This is a genomic window from Pseudomonas sp. H2_A10, from assembly GCF_054680085.1.
In genome coordinates, this window is record NZ_CP162821.1 from 5,086,546 (window position 1) to 5,106,425 (window position 19,880).

Annotated in this window: 19 protein-coding genes; 8 read left to right on the top strand and 11 right to left on the bottom strand. The window is 63.0% G+C overall.

Annotated elements, in window-relative coordinates:
• Positions 1-35 precede the first annotated feature (35 nt).
• The gene (locus AB4O23_RS23595) at positions 36-797 is read right to left on the bottom strand and encodes an SDR family oxidoreductase (protein ID WP_017530386.1); all 762 of its coding nucleotides are present in this window, start codon (positions 795-797) and stop codon (positions 36-38) included.
• Between the two features lie 226 nt (positions 798-1,023).
• Between AB4O23_RS23595 and AB4O23_RS23600 the strand changes: the two genes are divergently transcribed.
• The gene (locus tag AB4O23_RS23600; protein WP_017530387.1) at positions 1,024-2,031 is read left to right on the top strand and encodes an NADP-dependent oxidoreductase; all 1,008 of its coding nucleotides are present in this window, start codon (positions 1,024-1,026) and stop codon (positions 2,029-2,031) included.
• 74 nt (positions 2,032-2,105) lie between these two features.
• Here the strand turns inward: AB4O23_RS23600 and pyrF are convergent, their stop codons facing one another.
• A complete protein-coding gene (gene pyrF / locus AB4O23_RS23605) occupies positions 2,106-2,804 on the bottom strand; it encodes an orotidine-5'-phosphate decarboxylase (RefSeq protein ID WP_017530388.1) in 699 nt (232 codons plus the stop codon).
• Positions 2,805-3,063: 259 nt separating this feature from the next.
• Between pyrF and AB4O23_RS23610 the strand changes: the two genes are divergently transcribed.
• Together AB4O23_RS23610 and AB4O23_RS23615 are read left to right on the top strand one after the other, a co-directional pair.
• Positions 3,064-3,828: a response regulator gene (locus tag AB4O23_RS23610; protein WP_065878062.1), complete on the top strand. Its 765-nt coding sequence runs from the start codon at positions 3,064-3,066 to the stop codon at positions 3,826-3,828.
• A complete protein-coding gene (locus AB4O23_RS23615) occupies positions 3,828-4,862 on the top strand; it encodes a sensor histidine kinase (RefSeq protein ID WP_065878013.1) in 1,035 nt (344 codons plus the stop codon). The genes AB4O23_RS23610 and AB4O23_RS23615 overlap by 1 nt, the downstream gene beginning before the upstream one ends.
• Positions 4,863-4,873: 11 nt before the next feature.
• Here the strand turns inward: AB4O23_RS23615 and AB4O23_RS23620 are convergent, their stop codons facing one another.
• The 9 genes from AB4O23_RS23620 to AB4O23_RS23660 form a co-directional block, all read right to left on the bottom strand.
• Positions 4,874-5,935 carry an AI-2E family transporter gene (locus tag AB4O23_RS23620; protein WP_017529287.1) on the bottom strand — a complete coding sequence of 354 codons (1,062 nt, stop codon included), beginning with the start codon at positions 5,933-5,935 and terminating at the stop codon, positions 4,874-4,876.
• A 71-nt stretch (positions 5,936-6,006) separates the two neighbouring features.
• Positions 6,007-6,825, bottom strand: a complete 819-nt coding sequence (locus AB4O23_RS23625; RefSeq protein WP_017529288.1) for a DUF4892 domain-containing protein — start codon at positions 6,823-6,825, stop codon at positions 6,007-6,009.
• A gap of 102 nt (positions 6,826-6,927) precedes the next feature.
• Positions 6,928-7,782: an alpha/beta hydrolase gene (locus AB4O23_RS23630; RefSeq protein ID WP_017529289.1), complete on the bottom strand. Its 855-nt coding sequence runs from the start codon at positions 7,780-7,782 to the stop codon at positions 6,928-6,930.
• A complete protein-coding gene (locus tag AB4O23_RS23635) occupies positions 7,779-8,582 on the bottom strand; it encodes an alpha/beta fold hydrolase (RefSeq protein WP_065878009.1) in 804 nt (267 codons plus the stop codon). The genes AB4O23_RS23630 and AB4O23_RS23635 overlap by 4 nt, the downstream gene beginning before the upstream one ends.
• Positions 8,583-8,678: 96 nt before the next feature.
• Complete coding sequence (locus AB4O23_RS23640; RefSeq protein ID WP_017529291.1) at positions 8,679-9,122, bottom strand: hotdog fold thioesterase; 444 nt, start codon at positions 9,120-9,122, stop codon at positions 8,679-8,681.
• 31 nt (positions 9,123-9,153) lie between these two features.
• The gene (locus AB4O23_RS23645; RefSeq protein ID WP_116079445.1) at positions 9,154-10,803 is read right to left on the bottom strand and encodes an AMP-binding protein; all 1,650 of its coding nucleotides are present in this window, start codon (positions 10,801-10,803) and stop codon (positions 9,154-9,156) included.
• Positions 10,804-10,888: 85 nt separating this feature from the next.
• Positions 10,889-11,338, bottom strand: coding sequence for a phosphohistidine phosphatase SixA (gene sixA / locus AB4O23_RS23650; protein ID WP_065878005.1), 450 nt, complete (start codon positions 11,336-11,338; stop codon positions 10,889-10,891).
• A complete protein-coding gene (locus tag AB4O23_RS23655; RefSeq protein ID WP_017529294.1) occupies positions 11,335-11,682 on the bottom strand; it encodes a DUF4389 domain-containing protein in 348 nt (115 codons plus the stop codon). The genes sixA and AB4O23_RS23655 overlap by 4 nt, the downstream gene beginning before the upstream one ends.
• 10 nt (positions 11,683-11,692) lie before the next feature.
• Positions 11,693-12,718, bottom strand: a complete 1,026-nt coding sequence (locus AB4O23_RS23660) for an NAD(P)H-dependent glycerol-3-phosphate dehydrogenase (protein ID WP_017529295.1) — start codon at positions 12,716-12,718, stop codon at positions 11,693-11,695.
• Positions 12,719-12,913: 195 nt separating this feature from the next.
• Between AB4O23_RS23660 and AB4O23_RS23665 the strand changes: the two genes are divergently transcribed.
• The 5 genes from AB4O23_RS23665 to fabB all read left to right on the top strand — a co-directional run bounded on the left by AB4O23_RS23665 (position 12,914) and on the right by fabB (position 19,854).
• Entirely contained in the window at positions 12,914-15,028 is a 2,115-nt protein-coding gene (locus tag AB4O23_RS23665; RefSeq protein ID WP_317617124.1) for a TonB-dependent receptor plug domain-containing protein, read from the top strand.
• Between the two features lies 1 nt (position 15,029).
• Positions 15,030-15,959, top strand: coding sequence for an ABC transporter substrate-binding protein (locus AB4O23_RS23670; protein ID WP_017529297.1), 930 nt, complete (start codon positions 15,030-15,032; stop codon positions 15,957-15,959).
• Positions 15,956-17,857, top strand: coding sequence for an ATP-binding protein (locus AB4O23_RS23675; RefSeq protein WP_068932426.1), 1,902 nt, complete (start codon positions 15,956-15,958; stop codon positions 17,855-17,857). Before AB4O23_RS23670 ends, AB4O23_RS23675 begins: the two co-directional genes overlap by 4 nt.
• Positions 17,858-18,106: 249 nt before the next feature.
• Positions 18,107-18,622: a 3-hydroxyacyl-[acyl-carrier-protein] dehydratase FabA gene (gene fabA / locus AB4O23_RS23680; protein ID WP_017529299.1), complete on the top strand. Its 516-nt coding sequence runs from the start codon at positions 18,107-18,109 to the stop codon at positions 18,620-18,622.
• Positions 18,623-18,633: 11 nt separating this feature from the next.
• Positions 18,634-19,854, top strand: coding sequence for a beta-ketoacyl-ACP synthase I (gene fabB / locus AB4O23_RS23685; protein WP_017529300.1), 1,221 nt, complete (start codon positions 18,634-18,636; stop codon positions 19,852-19,854).
• Positions 19,855-19,880: the final 26 nt, after the last annotated feature.

Consider the following 19,880-nt stretch of genomic DNA (forward strand, 5'->3'; position numbering starts at 1 on the left):
CCCAGACTTTTTCGAATAGGGTGCGGCGCAAGGTCCTAGATCGCCGTCGCGCCACCGTCGACCGCCAGGGCGTGGCCGGTGGTGAACGCAGCGCCATCGCTGCACAGGTACAACACGGCGCTGGCGATTTCCTCGACTTTGCCGATCCGCCCAACCGGGTGCATGGCCGCAGCGAATTCGGCCTTGCGGGGGTCGGCCTCATAGGCGCGGCGGAACATATCGGTGTCGATCACCGCCGGGCACACCGCGTTGACGCGGACTTTCTTCTTCGCATACTCGATGGCCGCCGACTTGGTCAGGCCGATCACGGCGTGTTTGGAAGCCGCATAAATGCTCATTTTCGGCGCCGCGCCCAAGCCCGCCACCGATGCGGTATTGACGATGGCACCGCCGCCCTGGGCCAGCAGCAACGGCAACTGATACTTCATGCACAGCCACACCCCCTTGACGTTGACGCCCATGATGGCGTCGAACTCATCCAGGCTGCCGTCCGCCAGCTTGCCTTTCTCGATCTCGATCCCGGCGTTATTGAAGGCGTAGTCAAGACGGCCATAGGCGTTGACGGTTTGCGCCATCAGTTGTTGCACGTCCGCCTCCAGCGTGACGTTGCAGCGCACGAACAGCGCCTCACCGCCAGCTTGCCGGATCAACGCCACAGTGCCCTCGCCGCCCGCCACATCCAGGTCGGCAACCACGACCTTCAAACCTTCTGCGGCGAACGCCAGCGCGGTGGCGCGGCCAATACCGGCGGCGGCGCCGGTCACCAGGGCGACCTGGCCGGAAAACGTCATGCTCATGGGAATGTCCTGTGGAAGAAATAGCGGTGGCGCGAGTCTAGCCAACGCCGGGACTTGCACGTCAGCACTATCAAACGGCCGGTTAGCGCTGCATGAGTGCGGGTGATAAGCCTCCAGGGCCGACTATCAATGACACCTATCGACAAGCATTCGCCCCCAGCACGAACCTTGCCCGCAGGCCCTGGAAGGTCTATCACTCATGCTTCATTTCTAAAGAGCCGCTGCCATGACCGCCCAGACCAATCGCCAATTCCTGCTCGCCAAACGCCCGGTCGGCGCAGCCACCCGGGACACCTTCACCTACCAGGAAGTGCCGGTGGGCACGCCGGCGGACGGGCAAGTGTTGGTACACAACGAATACCTGTCCCTCGACCCGGCCATGCGCGGCTGGATGAATGAGGGCAAGTCCTACATTCCGCCCGTCGGTATCGGCGAAGTCATGCGCGCGTTGGGCGTGGGTAAAGTAATTGCGTCGAACCACCCCAACTTCGCCGTCGGGGACTACGTGAACGGTGCCCTGGGCGTGCAGGATTACTTCGTCGGCGAACCGCGGGGTTTCTATAAGGTTGATCCGTCACTGGCGCCTCTGCCCCGCTACCTGTCCGCGTTGGGCATGACTGGCATGACCGCCTACTTTGCCCTGCTGGACACCGGCGCGCCCAAAGCCGGCGAAACCGTGGTGATCTCCGGCGCGGCCGGCGCGGTGGGCAGCATTGCCGGGCAAATCGCCAAACTCAAGGGCTGCCGCGTGATCGGCATTGCCGGCGGTGCCGACAAGTGCAAGTTCCTGGTGGATGAACTGGGCTTCGACGCCGCCATCGACTACAAGAACGAAGACGTACCCGCCGCCCTCAAACGTGAATGCCCCAAAGGCGTGGATGTGTATTTCGATAACGTCGGCGGCGACATTCTCGACGCGGTGCTCAGCCGCCTGGCGCTGAAGGCACGGGTGGTGATTTGCGGCGCCATCAGCCAGTACAACAACAAGGAAGCCGTGAAAGGCCCGGCCAATTACTTGGCACTGCTGGTCAATCGCGCGCGCATGGAAGGCTTTGTGGTGATGGATCATGCGGCGAACTTTGCCGCTGCCGGGCAGGAGATGGCCGGTTGGATGGCCCAGGGCAAGCTCAAGAGCAAAGAAGACATCGTAGACGGGCTGGAGACCTTCCCGGAGACGCTGATGAAGCTATTCAACGGCGAGAACTTCGGCAAGTTGGTACTCAAGGTCAACTGAACCACCCTGGAACCTCTCAACAGGGGAGCGGGCTTGGCTCGCTCCCCTGTTTTTTTACCGCGTATGCCCCAAGGTCAGGCGATCTCGGCCACTACCGCCGCCAACGCCTTGGCCGGATCGGCCGCCTGGCTGATCGGACGACCGATCACCAGATAGTCGGAACCCGCGTCCAGCGCCTGGCGCGGGGTCAGGATACGGCGCTGATCGTCGTGGGCGCTGCCTGCGGGACGGATACCCGGCGTCACCAATTGCAACGACGGGTGAGCGGTCTTCAGCGCCTGGGCTTCCAGGGCCGAGCACACCAGGCCATCAAGGCCGGCTTTCTGTGCCAGGGCGGCCAGGCGCAGTACCTGCTCCTGGGGCTCGATGTCCAGGCCGATCGCCGCCAGGTCTTCGCGTTCCATGCTGGTCAGCACGGTCACACCGATCAGCAGGGGCTTGGGGCCGCTGCGCTGTTCCAGCACTTCGCGGCAGGCACTCATCATGCGCAGGCCGCCTGAGCAGTGCACGTTGACCATCCACACGCCCATTTCGGCGGCAGCCTTGACCGCCATCGCGGTGGTGTTGGGGATATCGTGGAATTTCAGGTCGAGGAACACTTCAAAGCCTTTGTCACGCAGGGTGCCGACGATTTCCGCGGCGCAACTGGTGAACAGTTCCTTGCCGACCTTGACCCGGCAAAGCGCGGGGTCCAACTGGTCAGCCAGCTTCAGTGCGGCGTCACGGGTGGGGTAATCCAGGGCGACGATGATAGGAGTCTGGCAGACGGACATTGGGATGGGCTCTCAGGCAAGTCGAAATCGGCGCGGATTGTAGCGCAAGCGGCGCCGTTGCGGGATCCGATGATCGGTAAATACTGACCAAGCGCTACCCGGCGGGCATTGGCGGGCATTATGTCAAAGCCGATACATTCACGACATGCCCCCAACACGCCCCGCCGCTAGCCTCGCTCGCACGACCTACCGACCAGCACTTCCAGCCATGGGGCTGGGCGCCTATGCTGACCGCAACAACCAGGCAGACGATCGCACTATGCAGACCCCCTTTGTCCCAGTGAACGGCGAACAGAAAGGCGCGGTAATCGCCGATGAAAAACGTTGGAACACCCGCGCGCTGATCGTCGATGACGATGTGCCGATCCGCGAATTGCTGATCGACTACCTGGCCCGCTTCAATATCTTCGCCACCGGCGTCACTGACGGCACCGCGATGCGCCTGGCCATGCAGGCCGAAACCTTTGACGTGGTGGTGCTCGACCTGATGCTGCCAGGCGAAGACGGCCTGTCGCTGTGCCGCTGGCTGCGCGCGGAGTCGGATATCCCGATCCTGATGCTCACCGCCCGCTGCGAGCCCACCGATCGCATCATCGGCCTGGAGCTGGGCGCCGACGACTACATGTCCAAGCCGTTCGAGCCGCGCGAGCTGGTGGCGCGTATCCAGACCATCCTGCGCCGGGTGCGGGATGACCGTACCGAGCAACGCGCCAATATCCGCTTCGACAACTGGCGCCTCAACAGCGTGCTGCGCCAGTTGGTGGCCGACAACGGCCTGGTGGTGCCGCTGTCCAACGCCGAGTTCCGTCTGTTGTGGGTGTTTATCGAGCGCCCGCGCCGGGTGCTGAGCCGCGAGCAATTGCTGGATGCGGCCCGTGGGCGTTCCATCGAAGCATTTGATCGCAGCATCGACCTGCTCGTCTCGCGCCTGCGCCAGAAACTGGGGGACGACCCCAAGGCCCCGCAGTTGATCAAGACCGTGCGCGGCGAAGGCTATCTGTTCGACGCACGGGATATCGGTTGATGCGTGCGCCCTTCAACACACTGTTTGGTCGGTTGTTCGGCGTGTTGCTGGTGGCGATTGTGCTGGCCCATGCGCTGGCGTTCTTCTGGTTTCACCACTACGGGCAACCGCCTCCACCGCCGGAGCGTTTTATCGAGCAGCCGGGCGCGAGCAGCATGCCGCTGCGCGAAAAGCCCCCCCGCCCTTGGTTCGGCGGCCCGGTCGTGCCCCTGACCTTTCAATTTTTCTCGCTGATTATTGCGGCCTGGTACGGTGCCAAATTGTTGAGCCGACCGATCCAGCGCCTGAGCGAAGCGGCAGAACGCTTGAGCCTGGACCTCGACAGCCCGCCCCTCGACGAATCCGGCCCACGGGAAGCGCGCCAGGCAGCCTCGACCTTCAACCTGATGCAAAAGCGCATTCGCGAACAGGTCAGCCAGCGCGGGCGCATGCTCGGCGCTGTCTCCCACGACCTGCGCACTCCGCTGTCACGCCTCAAGCTGCGCCTGGAGCAGATCGACGATACAAAATTGCAGGGCCAGATGCGCCAGGACCTGGACGACATGATCGGTATGCTCGACGCCACCCTGAGCTACCTGCACGAACAGCGCACCAGCGAAACCCGACACTGGCTGGACGTGCAAGCCCTGGTGGAGTCGACGAGTGAAAACGCCCAGGACCAGGGGTCGGATGTGCAATTCACCGGCACCTGCGCCCCACTGCAGGTGCAGCCCATGGCCTTGCGCTCCTGCTTGAACAACCTGATCGACAATGCGTTGCGCTATGCCGGCACGGCACGTATCGAGCTGGCGGACAGCAGCGAAGCCTTGGTAATTCGGGTGATCGACCAGGGCCCGGGCATTGCCGCCGACAAGCGCGAGGCGGTGTTCGAGCCGTTCTATCGGCTCGAAGGCTCCCGCAATCGCAATTCCGGCGGCGTGGGTTTGGGCATGACGATTGCCAAAGACGCCGTGGAACGCCTCGGCGGCCGCCTGAGCCTGGAGGAGACCCCAGGCGGCGGCTTGACGGCGGTGATGTGGTTACCCCGCACCTGACCCGGTAGCCACTACGACGGTTTGTCTTCGCGGCGCCCCTGCGCCTGGGTGGCGCTCCAATCCGTCAGCAGGCTGTACGCCACGGCCAACAGGGTGGGGCCGATAAACAGGCCGATAAAGCCAAAGGCGATCAAACCGCCGAATACCCCGAGCAACACGATCACCAGCGGCAGGTTGCCGCCACGGCTGATCAGGTACGGCTTGAGCACGTTGTCCACGCCGCTGATGATGAACGTGCCCCACACGCCCAGGAACACCGCGTAGGTGTAGTCGCCCTTCCATGCCAGCCAGGCCGTGGCCGGGATCCACACCAGCGGCGGGCCCATGGGGATCAGGCTGAGCAGGAACGTGACGATCCCCAGCACCAGCGCGCCCGGCACACCGGCGATCAGGAAGCCGATCAGCGCCAGCACGGCTTGGGCGGCGGCGGTGCCGATCACGCCGTTGACCACCCGTTGCACCGTACCGGCCACCAGTTCGATGTAGTACCCCGCGCGGTCACCGATCAGGCGCTCCAACAGGCGGTGCACGAACATCGCCAACCGTGGGCCATCGCGATAGAAAAAGAATACGAACACCAGGCTCAAGGTCAGTTCAAGGATGCCGCCGCCGATCTGCGCACTGCGCGCCAGCAACCAGTTGCCCACCTGGCCCAGGTAAGGCTTGAGGCTGACCATCAACGCCGCACCCTGCTGATCGATGCTGTTCCACATCCCGACCAGGCGCTCCCCCACAAAAGGGATCGAACCCAGCCAGGTCGGCGCCTCGGGCAGGCCGTCGACCTGAATATCCTTGATCAATGCCACGGCGTCGCGCACATGGTCCGCCAGGTTGAACCCCAGCCACACCAGCGGCACCGCCACCAGCAGCATCCAACCCAGGGTCAGGATGCCGGCCGCCAACGATTCGCGGCCGCCCAGCCAGCGCGTCAGCAGCACCATCAGCGGCCAACTGGCAAATGCCAGTACCGCGCCCCAGAACAGCGCCGACCAAAATGGCGCCATCACCCAGAAGCTGGCACCAAACAACACCAGCAGCAGGATTTGCACCAGCAGGCGATCGTTATTGAGCATGGGTATCTCGAGAAGAAGACTGTAGGAAGAGAGCTTAGGCGAACGGCGCGGGTCCGTTCGCCTGGTAGCGGTCAGCGTATCAGATGCAGGTGCAGGCCTTTGGTTTCAGCGGTACCGGTTTCCAAACGGGCGGCGCGCACGCCTGTGTCGACCAAGGCCTGGCGCCAGGCCTCGGCATGCGGGCCGGCCAGGCTGACGCGCAACGTGGTGTCGAGGTTCAAGCCACGGGAGATCAAGGTCAGCCAGGTGGCGTCCGGCTCTGCGCCGAGTGCGGGAAAGTCCAGCTCGCCGGTGCTTTTCAACTCGCGCAACAACGTCGCCGAGGTGGGCAACAGAGCCCCCAGCGGCGCGCTCGCGTTCATTTGCTCTACATGCAGATAGGCGCGGCGGTTACCGCGGGTGATGCCGTACAACGCTACCAAGGCATTGTCCTGCGGTGCGGCCAGACGCAGCAGCAGGTATTCCTGCTGGCCATCGGCACCCACCAACTTGGCGTTGCCGAAAATCTCGTTGGCCCACAGGCTGCTTTCGCCGCAATCGCGGGCCTGGCACCAGAACAACAGTTGCGCGCCGTTGGCCTGCAATGCCTCGCGGGTGGCGGTAAACGCAGCGCTGGAGCTGTGTTCGGCGGGCATTTCATAGGTAATGGCGGTGGTTTGGCCGCGCGCGGTGGCCTGGCCTTCATAACGCAATTGGCCGCTGATCTTGCGGATCGCGCCCATGGGGTAGATACGTTCTTTTTCTTCGGCGGGGCGGTAATCGACGATTTGCGCATCGACCTGACGGGCCACGGCAGGCAGGTCCTGGCTACCCGGTACGTCGGCGGCAAACACCCAGGGGCTGAGAAGGCTCAACCCGAAGATACGGATACATCCGTTACGCACGCTCATAAGATCAACGCGCCTTGGCCATCGTAGGTCGCAGCGGTGTTGAGATTGTTCATGGTTGACTCCCTTTCAATCCGCCCAGCCTCGGCAGTTGACCGCGCCAAGTCAAGGCGCGGAGAAGAACCGATTGAAACAGTCTGCAACAAGAACCGCACCGGGCTCATCATTCAGGTGCAAATGATGGCCACCTGGCAGCGTCGTCACGCTAAAGGGGAGCTGGGAAAGCAATTCCGGATGTTTCGCCAGCATGCCGTCGGCTGCCACCACCAACTGCGCAGGGCAAGCGACACGACGCACGAAAGCCATGGCCTGTTCGTCGGTCAGACGCATCGGCGAAGCCAGGGTCAAGCGGCTATCGGTGCGCCAGGTATAACCGCCCGGCACCGGCATCAAACCACGCTGGGCCAGCAGTTCGGCGGCTTCACGGCTGACGGCCACCAAGCCTTTCATCCTCGCCTCGACGGCGCGATCCAGGGTGGTGTACACCGGCTTGCGCTTGCCTTGCAGGTTCAATTGCGCCTGCAACGCCATGCCCAGGCGCTCGGCCGCGTTCTCGCCACTGGCCGTCGGAGGGATCACACCGTCGATCAACCCCAAGTGCGTGACCCGTTCCGGCAAGGCACCGGCCAGCACCAGAGAAACGATGGCGCCGAGGGAATGGCCAAGTAATGCAAAACGTTTCCAACCCAGTTGCTCGGCCACTTGCAACACATCGAAGACGTAATCCCACAATGCATAACCGGCGCCGGTTGGACGGTGCGCCGAATGCCCATGGCCCGCCATGTCCAGCGCCACGATGCGCAAGCCTTCGAGCTTGGGCGCCAGGCGCGCAAAGCTGTTGGCGTTGTCCAGCCAGCCATGCAGGGCGATCACCGGCACGCCATCCTCCGGGCCAGACAAATGCGCGGCCAATTCGATATGCGCCAGGCTCAGGCGGACTTCTTCGACCGGCGTGCTCATGCGCAACTGCGCTCGCGGGCCTGCCAGCGGGCGAACAGGGTCTTGATCAAGGTCGCCGTGTCTTGCGGACGTTCAAGCGGGAACATATGTCCGCCCGGCATGGTGAGCATCTCTCCCATCGGCAGGCGGTCTACGCCGCTGGCATGGTGACGCATCACCACGCGGCTCTGGCGGCCGCGCACCACCGCCAAGGGCACCTTCAACTGGCGTACCTGGCCGGGGCTGGTGTGGGGCACACCACGGTAAATGCTGATTTCAGTGGCCGGGTCGAAACGCAAACGCAGGCGATCACCCGCCTGGTACAGGCCATGTTGCAGGTAAGCCTCGAAGCAATCCGGGTCGAAGCCACGAAACAGTGTCTTGCCGGCGAAGTAACTGCGCGCGGCGTCCAGGTCGCTGAACTCCTCACGCCGGCCCAGGGTGCGCCCCGCCGGGGTCAGGCGGTCGATAAAGCCGAAACGCTTGGCCGCGCGTATCACCCAGCGGTCCGCACGGGTCAGTACCGGCGAGTCGAGCATTACCACCCCGCGATACAGTTGCGGCCGGCGCAGGGCCGCGTGCAAATGCAACACGCCCCCCAAGGAGTGGCCCACGCCCCATACTGGTTCCGGCCGTTGTTCCAGATGGTGGATCAATTCATCCACCAGGTTCTGCCAGTTATCGTCCACGGGAAACCTGGGGTCGTGGCCGTGCTGCGGCAAGTGAGCCACGCTGTATTGCGGGGCCAGGGCGGCAAACAGCTTGCCGTAGGTGGCCGATGGGAAGCCATTGGCGTGGGCAAAAAACACGTGCTGCGACATACCGGCCCCCTCTCCAAAACAAAAGTGGATTGTCACAACGCCAGGTCGGCACAGCAATGACTGTAACTGCCAGGAATGATGACACTCACGCCACGCCTATCGCGCCGGCGGGTTCTCGCCCAGGGGCACCACGGCCATGGTCAGGCGCGAAACGCAGTTGGCCTTGCCATCCTCGGTGGTCAGGCGAATGTCCCACACCTGGGTGGTGCGGCCGATATGGATCGCCTTGGCCACCGCCGTCACGCGCCCGCTGCGCACGCCGCGCAAGTGGTTGGCGTTCACCTCCAGGCCCACGCAGTAGAACTTGCTGGGGTCGATGCACAAGTAGGCGGCCATGGAACCGACGCTCTCGGCCAGCACCACCGAGGCGCCACCGTGCAGCAGGCCGTAGGGCTGATGGGTGCGGTGATCGACCACCATGCTGGCGGTCAGGGAGTCGTCGTCGAAGCTTTCAAAGCGAATATCCAGCAGTTCACCGATGGTGTTTTTCTGCGCGGCATTGAGCTGTTCGATATTCGGTTGGGTGCGCCACAGGCTCATGGGGGTAGTCCTTGTTGGTTTTATGATGGGCCTAATCCTGCCACACAACGGTCTCGGAACGCTCGCTCCAACGCTGCAATTGCGCGCCGTAGGTCGACTCGATGACGTTGCGCTTGATCTTCAAGGTTGGCGTCAGGAAGCCGTTTTCCACGCCCCAATTGTCGTTGACCAACACCAACTGACGCAGGCGCTCGTGCTTATCCAGCGCCTGGTTGACGTGTTCCAGCCAGCGCTCAAGGCTAGCGCGCAACGCTTGTCGGTCATGGCCTGCCGCCGACAGCACGCACAGCCCTATCGGCGCCGCGAGGCCATCACCCACCACGCACACCTGCTCGATGCTCGCATGTTCGGCCAGGCGGTTTTCGATCGGCGCCGGGGCCACATATTTGCCTTTGCTGGTTTTGAAGATCTCCTTGAGCCGCCCGGTCAGGCGCAGGCGGCCGTCGGCATCCTGCTCGCCTTTGTCGCCCGTGCGCAGGAAACCATCGGCAGTGAGTGTCTCAGCGGTTTTTTGCGGGTCTTTGAAATAGCCGAGCATGGTCGCGTCGCTGCGCACCTGCACTTCTCCCGACGGTTCGATCCGCACCTCGACGCTCGGGCACGGCGGGCCGATCCAACCGATTTTCTGCGCGCCCGGGCGGCACACATGGGAATAACCGCAGCTCTCGGTCATGCCATACACCTCAAGCACGTCCAGGCCCAGCCGCCAATACCAGCGCAGCAGGGCTTGCGGCACCGGCGCCGCGCCGGACAGCGCAATACGCAACGCATCCAGGCCCAAGCCGGCAAGCACCTTATGGCCAACGTACTTGCCGATAAACGGCAGGCGCAGCAAGGTGTCGAGGCGCTTCTGCGGGATCTTGGCGTACACCCCCATCTGGAATTTGGTCCAGATACGCGGCACGCCAAACAGCGCGGTCGGGCGTGCCCTGCGCAAGTCCGCCAGAAACGTGTCCAGGCTCTCGGCGAAAAACACGGTTTGCCCGGTATAGATCGCGGCCATCTCCACGAACATACGCTCCGCCACGTGGCACAGCGGCAAGTACGACAGCAAGCGGTCACCCTCCCCCAGGCCAAACAATTCGGCGCCGCGGGTAGCGGCGAAGCCCAGGGCACCGAAACTGTGCATCACGCCTTTAGGCAGGCCGGTGGTGCCGGAGGTATAGATGATGGTTGCCAGGTCGGCGGCCGCAGGCGCGGGGTTGTCCTGGATCGGCGGGCAGGCTTGGAGGTCGGCCCAGCTGAAGTCGAACGCGCCACCCGGGCACAGCGGCAGGCTGATGGTCGGCAAGCCGCCAGGTACGCCAGGGGCCATGGCGGGCCAATCGTCGAGTTTGCCGACAAACACCAGCGCCGCTTCGGAATGCCTGAGCACATGGGCAACCGAGTCAGCCGTGAGGTTGGGGTAAAGCGGCACCGAGACATGCCCGGCCATCCAGATCGCCAGGTCGGCGATGACCCAGTGCGCACAGTTTTTCGAGATCAGGGCAATGTGCGAACCCGCCGGCAATTCCCGCTCGCGCAGCCAGCGCGCAGCGCAACGGGCCTGGTGGCCTACTTCACTCCAGGTGAGCGTCTGCACCTTGCCCCCGCGAAGGGGCTGAACCAGAAAGCGCTGGCGCGGATGGCGCGCCTCACGTTCGAAGAAGACGTGCAACGGCAAACGAACAGCGACGGGCATGGGACGCGCTCCTTTGTGATCCGACCATAGCCAACCAAGCACTTGCTTGGTCTACGGTATAGCACACACAAAGCAGCGCCAGCGCCTAGGGGTTCTTCACGCTCACCAGGCTCATCAGCCCCGCCAGCGGGAAGTCGCCCTCCAATTCCGCCAGGCTGGCGGTGTACATCGGCTGCGGCTGGCGTTGATGGCCATGCTGCAAAAAGCTGATCAGGCTGCCGACCAATGGCTGATGGCTGACCAGCAGCACAGTGTCATCGGTCTCGAGTTTTTGCAGCACCTCCAGTGGGTTGCCCTCCGGGGTCAGCCACGGCACGGTGCGGACCTGAGGTTCAAAACCAAGGGCTTCGCGCACCAGTTGCGCGGTCTGCTGCGCCCGTACGTAGGGGCTGGCGATGATCGCCGTGATCGGCTGGCCGATCAGGTGCGCGGCGCTGCGCAGCACTTCGGCGCGGCCATGCTCGGTGAGGTTGCGTTCAGCGTCGCTAGGGGCATGCCCCTCGGCCTCACCGTGGCGCAAAATCCACAGCTTCACAGTTTCGGCTCTTCATCACGCACCGGGTGCGGCGCCGGCGGCACGCTGTGGGCGGCCTCGCCCTCCGGTGCGCGCGGGGTGGGCCAATCGGCGAAAGGCCAAGGCTTTTGTTCGCTGTGAAAGCTGCCGAAGCGGCCGATCTGCGCCAGGAACTGGCTGAGGCTGTCGCCGAAGTTCATCAGGCCCAGGCTCGGCGCGCCGTACACCAGGCGGTAGATCAATTGCACCACGACCAGCGCGCCAAGGAGGAACTGCGCCACTTGCCACACCAGGGCAAACACCAGCATCCAGAGAATGCGCAGAACAATGGATTCGTATTGGGGGGCTGCTTTCGGATCGTTCATGACGCGTTCCTCAGTTGAAACCACTGGTGGAAATAAAGTCGACATCGGTTTTCGGCTCGGCGCGCATCAGCAACTCGATGACCTGATTCAAGGTGCGCCCTTCGAACAGGATCGCGTGCAGCCCGGCGACCAGCGGCATATACACGCCCACTTCCTGAGCCTTGGCCTTGAGCACCTTGAGCGTGTTGACCCCTTCGGCCACTTCGCCAAGACGCGTCACCGCGTCGTCCAGGCTCAAGCCCTGGCCCAGGGCGAACCCCACCTGGTAGTTGCGGCTTTTCGGCGACGAGCAGGTGACGATCAAGTCGCCCACGCCCGCCAGCCCCAGGAAAGTCATCGGGTTGGCCCCCTGGTTCACCGCGAAGCGGGTCATCTCCGCCAGCGCCCGGGTGATCAGCATGCTCTTGGTGTTTTCGCCCATGCCCAGGGCCACCGCCATGCCGGCGATGATCGCGTAGACGTTCTTGAGCGCGCCCCCCAGTTCGACGCCGAAGCGATCGCCGCTGGCATACACCCGGAACGTACGCCCGTGCAACACCGCCTGGACGCGCTCGCACAAGGCCTCATCTTCACTGGCGACCACGGTGGCGGTCAGCGCATGCTCGGCCACTTCCCGTGCCAGGTTCGGCCCCGACAGCACACCAATGCGCGCCTGGGGGGCGATGTCTTCAAGGATTTCGCTCATCAGCTTGAAGGTCTGCGCCTCGATGCCCTTGGTCAGGCTGACCAGCATTTTGCCCGCCAGGCGTTCGGCGTGAGGCGCCAGCACTGAGCGCAACGCGCTGGACGGCAGCGCGACAAAACACAGCTCGCAGTCGGTCAGGGTGGCCAGCAGGTCGGTAACCGGTTCGACCGCCGGATGAATCTTGATGCCTTTAAGGTAACGAGGGTTTTCGCGATGCACGCGAATGGCCTCGGCTTGCTCGGGATCACGCATCCACTGGCGCACCGCGTGGCCGTTCTCGGCCAGCAGGTTAGCCACGGCGGTACCAAAACTTCCGCCTCCCAGGACCGCAATAGGGCGCTGTTCAGTCATATGCAATCCGTTAATCCATACCAGTGGCGATGGCGGCATTATACGGAGCGGCCCGTTTGCGGCCAGCCCCCGTGTCAATTCGTGCGCCTGTCGGAAAATGCCATGTCTGTGTGAAGTAATTGCAAGGGCGACGACTGGCAAATGGCCCCGCCTCGGTTAACATGGGCGGCTACCCGTCATTATCAAGGCCGTGTCGTGTCTCTGGGCCCTCCTCCCCGTTCATCTGTATTGCTGATGCTGCTCTGCAGTGGCGCCGTGCTGGCCGACGACCTGTTCCTCGACAGCCAGCCGCTGCCGCAGGTCTTGACCGCCACCCGCCTCAAGCAGTCGGCCGCCGCCGTGCCCGGCAGCATGACCGTGATCGACAGCGAATTGATCAAGGCCAGCGGCGCGCGGGACGTCAGCGAACTGCTGCGCCTGGTGCCGGGGATGATGGTCGGCTACACCACCGGCAACCAAGCGGCGGTGAACTACCACGGCACCAGCGCCAGCGATGCGCGACGCATGCAAGTGTTGATCGACGGCCGCTCGGTGTATCGCGCGGGCCTGGCCACGGTGGACTGGAGCGACATTCCGGTGGCCATGGAGGATATCGAGCGCATCGAGGTATTCCGTGGCCCCAACACCGTCAGCTACGGCGCCAATGCGCTGATGGCAGTGGTGAATATTCTTACGCGCTCGCCGGCCAACAGCCATGGCTCGCGGGTAAAAGTCATTCGCGGCGAACGCGGAATCAACGACTTTTACGCCAGCCAGGGCGTGGGTTGGGAAACCGGTGATTTGCGCCTGACCTTGTCAGGGCAACAGGACGAGGGCTTTGACAGCGATGCCGCCGGCGCCGACCGCCGCGACGGCCGCCGCCTCAACCGCTTCAGCCTGGCAGTGAGCCAGACGTTGAATGCGCAGCAGAGCATCGACTGGCAGCTGGACGCCAAGGAAGGCACCAACCAACGCCCGTACACCTACACACCGGTATTTGCGGGGATTAACGAAGGTGGCGACAACTCCGACGTCAGCGCCAAGGACTACGCAGGCTCCCTGCGCTGGAACGTCGACTTCAACCCCGAACACAGCCTGTATGTGCAAGGCTCGGCCCAGCAGTGGGACCGCCGGCAAATCTGGAAAGCCTGCGACGCCAAGGTCTCGTTCAGCCCCGAGCTGACCCAGTTGTGGCAGCTCAACCCCAACTACGCCGAGCTTCTGGCCCGGCATATGGATACCTTCAGCAGCGCCCCACCCGGCAGCGCCGCCGAGCAGGCCTTGGCCAACCAGGTGCTCGATCAATGGCGCAACGGCGCCAACCAGAGCGTGTGCGGTGACATCGACCAAAGCACCCGCGAAAGCCGATACGACCTGGAGATCCAGGACACCCTCAGCCTGTCCGACAGCCTGCGCCTGGTCAGCGGCATCAACTACCGCTACGACCGCGCCGACTCCGACACTTACTTCAACGGCACCCTGGACGACACCACCTGGCGCCTGTTCGGCCAGTTGGAATGGCGTGCCAGCGAGCATTGGTTGCTACAAGGCGGCGCCATGTATGAAGACACGCACCTGAGCGGTCATTCCTTGACGCCCCGAGTGGCCGTCAACTACCTGATCAACCCGCGCCACGGCCTGCGCGCGGTGTATTCCGAAGCGATCCGCTCGCCGGACATGTTCGAGAACAACGTCAACTGGAGCTACCGCGTCACCAACCTCAGCTCCCCCACCTATGGGCAGAACACCGGGCAGTACTTCGTGAAGACCCGCGGCCCGGGCAACCTCGACAAAGAACTGATGCGCTCGCGGGAACTGGGCTACAACGGTTTTTTTGCCGACATCGGGCTGAACATGGACGTGAAGCTGTTCTACGACGAAATCACCAACATGATCAGCTCGCCCCTGCGCAACAACCAGTACATCGCCAGCAACGCCAACCGTTCGCGGTTCACCGGGGCGGAGTCGCAGTTCGACTGGCGCCTGAGCAACGCCGACCGCCTGCGGCTGACCTACGCTTACGTGGACGCCACGACCAGCAACCCGCTGGACAAAGCGCAAACCGCGCGTAACAGTGGCTCGGCCGGCTGGTTGCGCGAGTGGGGCCAGGGTTGGTCCAGCGCGCTGTTCTACTATGGCGACGACGCACTCAACCAATATCGCTTCGAACGGGTCGACCTGCGGGTGGCCAAGCGCATTGCCCTGGGCAAAGCCAATGTGGAGCTGGCCGGCATGTTGCAACAACGCCTCGATAACCAGCCCACCACCTGGGCCGACAACCATTACGACCATCGCCATGTGCTCTACTTCAGCGCGGAGTTAGAGTTCTGACATGGGCGACTCGTCACGGATGACCTTCTTCTTTATCCATACGCTGTGGCGACGCGCCGTGCTGCTCGCCTGCCTGCTGCTGGCCACGCCCGCGTGGAGCGCCGACATCCTGCTGACCGCCGCCGACGACGCTGCCGGCGTGCAGGCCTTTACCCACGCCCTGGCCGCGCAGCGCCCTGAAGACCGCATCACCTTTACCGCCCTCAAAGACTTGCCGGCACCCAACCGGCTGCCTGCCGGCACGCGCCTGATCCTGCTGGACCTGCCCGGCCTCGACTGGCGCCTGCAAGACCCCCAAGGGCCACCGACCCTGGTGCTGCGTATCAGCCGGCTGCAAGCCCATCAGCGGCCAGGTGTCGCGCAGCACGCGCGCATCAGCCTGTTATGGAGCGATCCACCGCTGGAACGTCAGTTGCAGCTAATCACCAGCATCCTGCCCCAGGCGCGGCGCATCGGTGTGCTCTATGGTGCCGAAAGCGAATTCCTGCTGCCCGAGCTGCGCCACCGGGCGTCGGCACTGGAGCTGGAGATAGTGCCCCAGCGCTGGGACAACACCAGCGACAGTCGCCCGCTGCAAACGCTGTTCAGGAACAGCGACGTACTGCTGGGCCTGGACGACCCGCAGTTATACAACCCGAAAACCGCGAAAAACCTGTTGCTGAGCAGCTACGCCCAGCAATTGCCCCTGGTGGGGCCCAATGCAGGGTTTGTACGGGCCGGCAGCCTGGCCAGCACCTACAGCGACCAGACCGACTGGCTGGCTGTGCTCGACCGCCTGTTGGATCACCCGCCGGCCAATTGGCCACGCACGCTGTACCCGGAACACTTCAAAGTCGTGGCCAACCCACAAGTCGCGCGCTCACTGGGCATCGAACAGATAGACGAAGCCGGCGTCGCCGCCCGCCTGGCCGAAGGAGAAAAACGCCCATGACCTTGCGCCGTCGTTGGGACATCAATACCCGCACCCAGCTCATCACCCTGGGCCCGGCGCTGTTGCTGACACTGCTGTTGATCAGCTTCTTTACCTTCGTGCGTATCCAGGACCTGCGCCAGGAACTGGACCACACCGGTCAATTGATCGCCAACCAGTTGGCCCCCGCCACCGAGTATGGGGTGATTTCCGGCAACAACGAGGTGCTCGAAAGTTTGCTGCGCGCCACCCTGGCCACACCGCACGTGCGTTTCCTGGAGATTCAGGACAGCACCGAAAACATCCTGGTGTACGTGGAGCAACCGTCGGAAAAACACGACCGCTCGCTGTCGGTAAAAGTGTTCCAGGCGCCGATTCGCCTGCAGCATATCCAATTGGGCAATGACTTTTTCCAGGACAACCTCAACGAACCCAAGGCGCCGCGCGCCGATTACCTGGGCCGGGTGATCGTCGGCATGTCCAACGATGCCTTCAGCCAGCGCCAACAGGAGATCCTGTTCAAGGCCGGCATCCTCGCGCTGTTCGCCCTGCTGTTTACCTTCCTGCTGGCCCGGCGCCTTGCCGCCAGCCTGTCGCAACCGATCAGCGCCATGGGCCATGCGGTCAAGGCCATCCAACAAGGCGACTACAAGACGCCGCTGCCGATTGTGGATGACTCCGAGCTGGGCGACCTGTCTCGACATATCAATAACCTCGCCGAAGGCCTCAACCAGGCCAGCCGCGAACAGCAGCAGGCCATGGCCCAGTTGATCCAGACCCGCGAAGAAGCCGAGCGCGCCAACAATGCCAAGTCGGACTTCCTGGCAATGATGAGCCACGAACTACGCACGCCGATGAACGGCGTGCTGGGCATGCTGCAGTTGCTGGAAACCACCGAAATGACCGAGGAACAGGCCGAATATGCGGCGCTGGCCTCCGAGTCCACCGAACACTTGCTCAAGGTCATCAACGACATCCTCGACTTTTCGCGCATCGAGCGTGCGGCGCTGGAGCTGGAACACATTCCGTTCAACCTGGCCGACCTGATCAACAGTTGCGCCCAGGCCTTCCAGCACAGCGCACAGCAGCGCGGGCTGGAGCTGAAGCTACCGATTCCGCCGGGCATGGAGACCTTGCGGGTGCAGGGCGATCCGACGCGCATCCGCCAGATCCTGGTGAACCTGATCGGCAATGCGCTGAAATTCACCGAGCACGGCAGCGTCAGCGTCGAGCCGCACTGTCAGCCCCTGGACCATGAGCTGGTGTGGTTCACCTGTACCGTGCGCGACAGTGGCATTGGTATTTCCACCGAACGCCTGGAGTTGATGTTCGATGCGTTCCAGCAGGCCGACAGTTCCATTTCAAGACGTTACGGCGGTACCGGCCTGGGCCTGCCCATCGCCCGCACCCTGGCCGAACGCATGGGCGGCACCCTGCGCGCCCAGAGTGAAGAAGGCCGTGGGTCAGTGTTTACCCTGGAAATCCCTCTGGCCATCGACCAGCACAGCCTGCCCGCCATTGCCTCGGACGCCGAGGGCAAAGCCAGTGCCGGTGATGGCCGCCATGTACTGCTGGTAGAGGACAACCCGGTCAACCGCGCGGTGGTCGAAGCCATGCTACGCAGCCTGGGTTTTGAAGTGAGTTTGGCTACCGACGGCGCCGAAGCGATCCGCAGTGCCGAAAGCCTGATTTTCACGGCCATCCTGATGGACTGCCGCCTGCCATTGATCGACGGCTATGAAGCCACTCGGCAGATTCGCCAGTTGCCGGGCTGCGCCGACCTGCCGATCATCGCGTTGACCGCCAATGCCTTGCAGGGCGACCGCGAAGCCTGCCTGGCAGCGGGAATGAACGATTACCTGGCCAAGCCGTTCAAACGCACCGAGTTGCAGCAAATCCTGCAGCGCTGGGTACAGTAGCGCCGCGCCATCAGCCAACTGCGACTGGCGTGAAAGACGAAAGTGCGGCAGTCTTAGGCACCCGAACGGGCCTATAAACAGACCCGGTTTAAAATTTCAGTGAACAAGTGTACATTCAGTGCCTTGAAGCTGTGACTTTCACTACAACGCAATAGTCTATGTGTAGGCTGCCGACATGAGGCATGAACGCTTCATTCGGTTCGGGAAGATTTGCCCTACCCTGCCGCATGGGATTATTGAGGAGCTCGCATGACCAAACAAAACGCCTTTACTCGGGAAGACCTGCTGCGCTGCAGTCGCGGTGAGCTGTTCGGCCCAGGTAACGCGCAATTGCCCGCCCCGAACATGCTGATGGTGGATCGCATCACCCATATCAGCGAAGAGGGTGGCAAGTACGGCAAAGGTGAATTGGTCGCCGAGCTGGATATCAACCCGGACCTGTGGTTCTTCGCCTGCCACTTCGAAGGTGACCCCGTGATGCCAGGCTGCCTGGGCCTCGACGCCATGTGGCAACTGGTCGGCTTCTACCTGGGCTGGCAAGGCCTGCCGGGCCGGGGTCGCGCCCTGGGTTCGGGCGAAGTGAAGTTCTTTGGCCAGGTCTTGCCGACCGCCAAGAAAGTCACCTACAACATTCAAATCAAGCGCGTCCTCAAGGGCAAGCTGAACCTGGCCATCGCCGACGGTTCGGTGACTGTCGACGGTCGCGAGATCTATACTGCCGAAGGCCTTCGGGTCGGCGTATTCACTTCCACTGACAACTTTTAAGGGTTATCCGCATGCGCCGCGTCGTTATCACTGGTCTGGGCATCGTTTCTTGCCTGGGCAATGACAAAGAGACCGTCACCGCTAACCTGCGTGCAAGTCGCCCTGGCATCCGCTTCAACCCGGAATATGCCGAAATGGGTCTGCGTAGCCAGGTTTCCGGCTCCATCGACCTGCCCCTCGAAGAACTGATCGATCGCAAGATCTATCGCTTCGTCGGCCACGCTGCCGCCTACGCCTACCTGGCCATGAAAGACGCCATCGCCGACTCAGGCCTGAGCGAAGACCAGGTTTCCAACGTACGCACCGGCCTGATCGCCGGCTCCGGCGGCGCATCAACCCTCAACCAGATGGAAGCGCTGGACATCCTGCGCGAAAAAGGCGTGAAGCGCGTTGGCCCCTACCGTGTAACGCGGACCATGGGCAGCACCGTTTCGGCCTGCCTGGCCACGCCGTTCCAGATCAAGGGCGTGAACTACTCGATCTCCTCCGCCTGCGCCACCAGTGCTCACTGCATCGGTACCGCCGTAGAGCAGATCCAGTTGGGCAAGCAGGACATCGTATTCGCCGGCGGCGGTGAAGAAGAGCATTGGAGCCAGTCGTTCCTGTTCGACGCCATGGGCGCACTGTCCACCCAGTACAACGAAACCCCGGAAAAAGCCTCCCGTGCCTACGATGCCAAGCGTGACGGTTTCGTCATCGCCGGCGGCGGCGGCATGGTGGTGGTTGAAGAGCTGGAACACGCTCTGGCCCGTGGTGCCAAGATCTACGCGGAAATCGTTGGCTACGGCGCAACGTCCGACGGCTACGACATGGTTGCGCCAAGCGGTGAAGGCGCCATCCGTTGCATGCAGATGGCGATGTCCACCGTCGACACCCCAATCGACTACCTGAACACCCACGGCACTTCGACTCCGGTCGGCGACGCCAAGGAAATGGAAGGCGTGCGTGCGGTATTTGGCGACAAGGCTCCGAAAATCAGTTCCACCAAGAGCCTGTCCGGTCACTCCCTGGGCGCCGCCGGTGTTCATGAAGCGATCTACTGCCTGTTGATGATGGAAGGCAACTTCATGGCCGGCTCGGCCAACATCGACGAGATCGACCCGGTCGTCGCCGATATGCCGATCCTGACCAAGACCGTTGAAAACGCGAAAATCGACACCGTGATGAGCAACAGCTTCGGCTTCGGTGGCACTAACGCCACCCTGGTGCTGAAACGCTGGCAGGGTCAGTAAGCCCTGTAGCCCCATGAAAAAGCCCC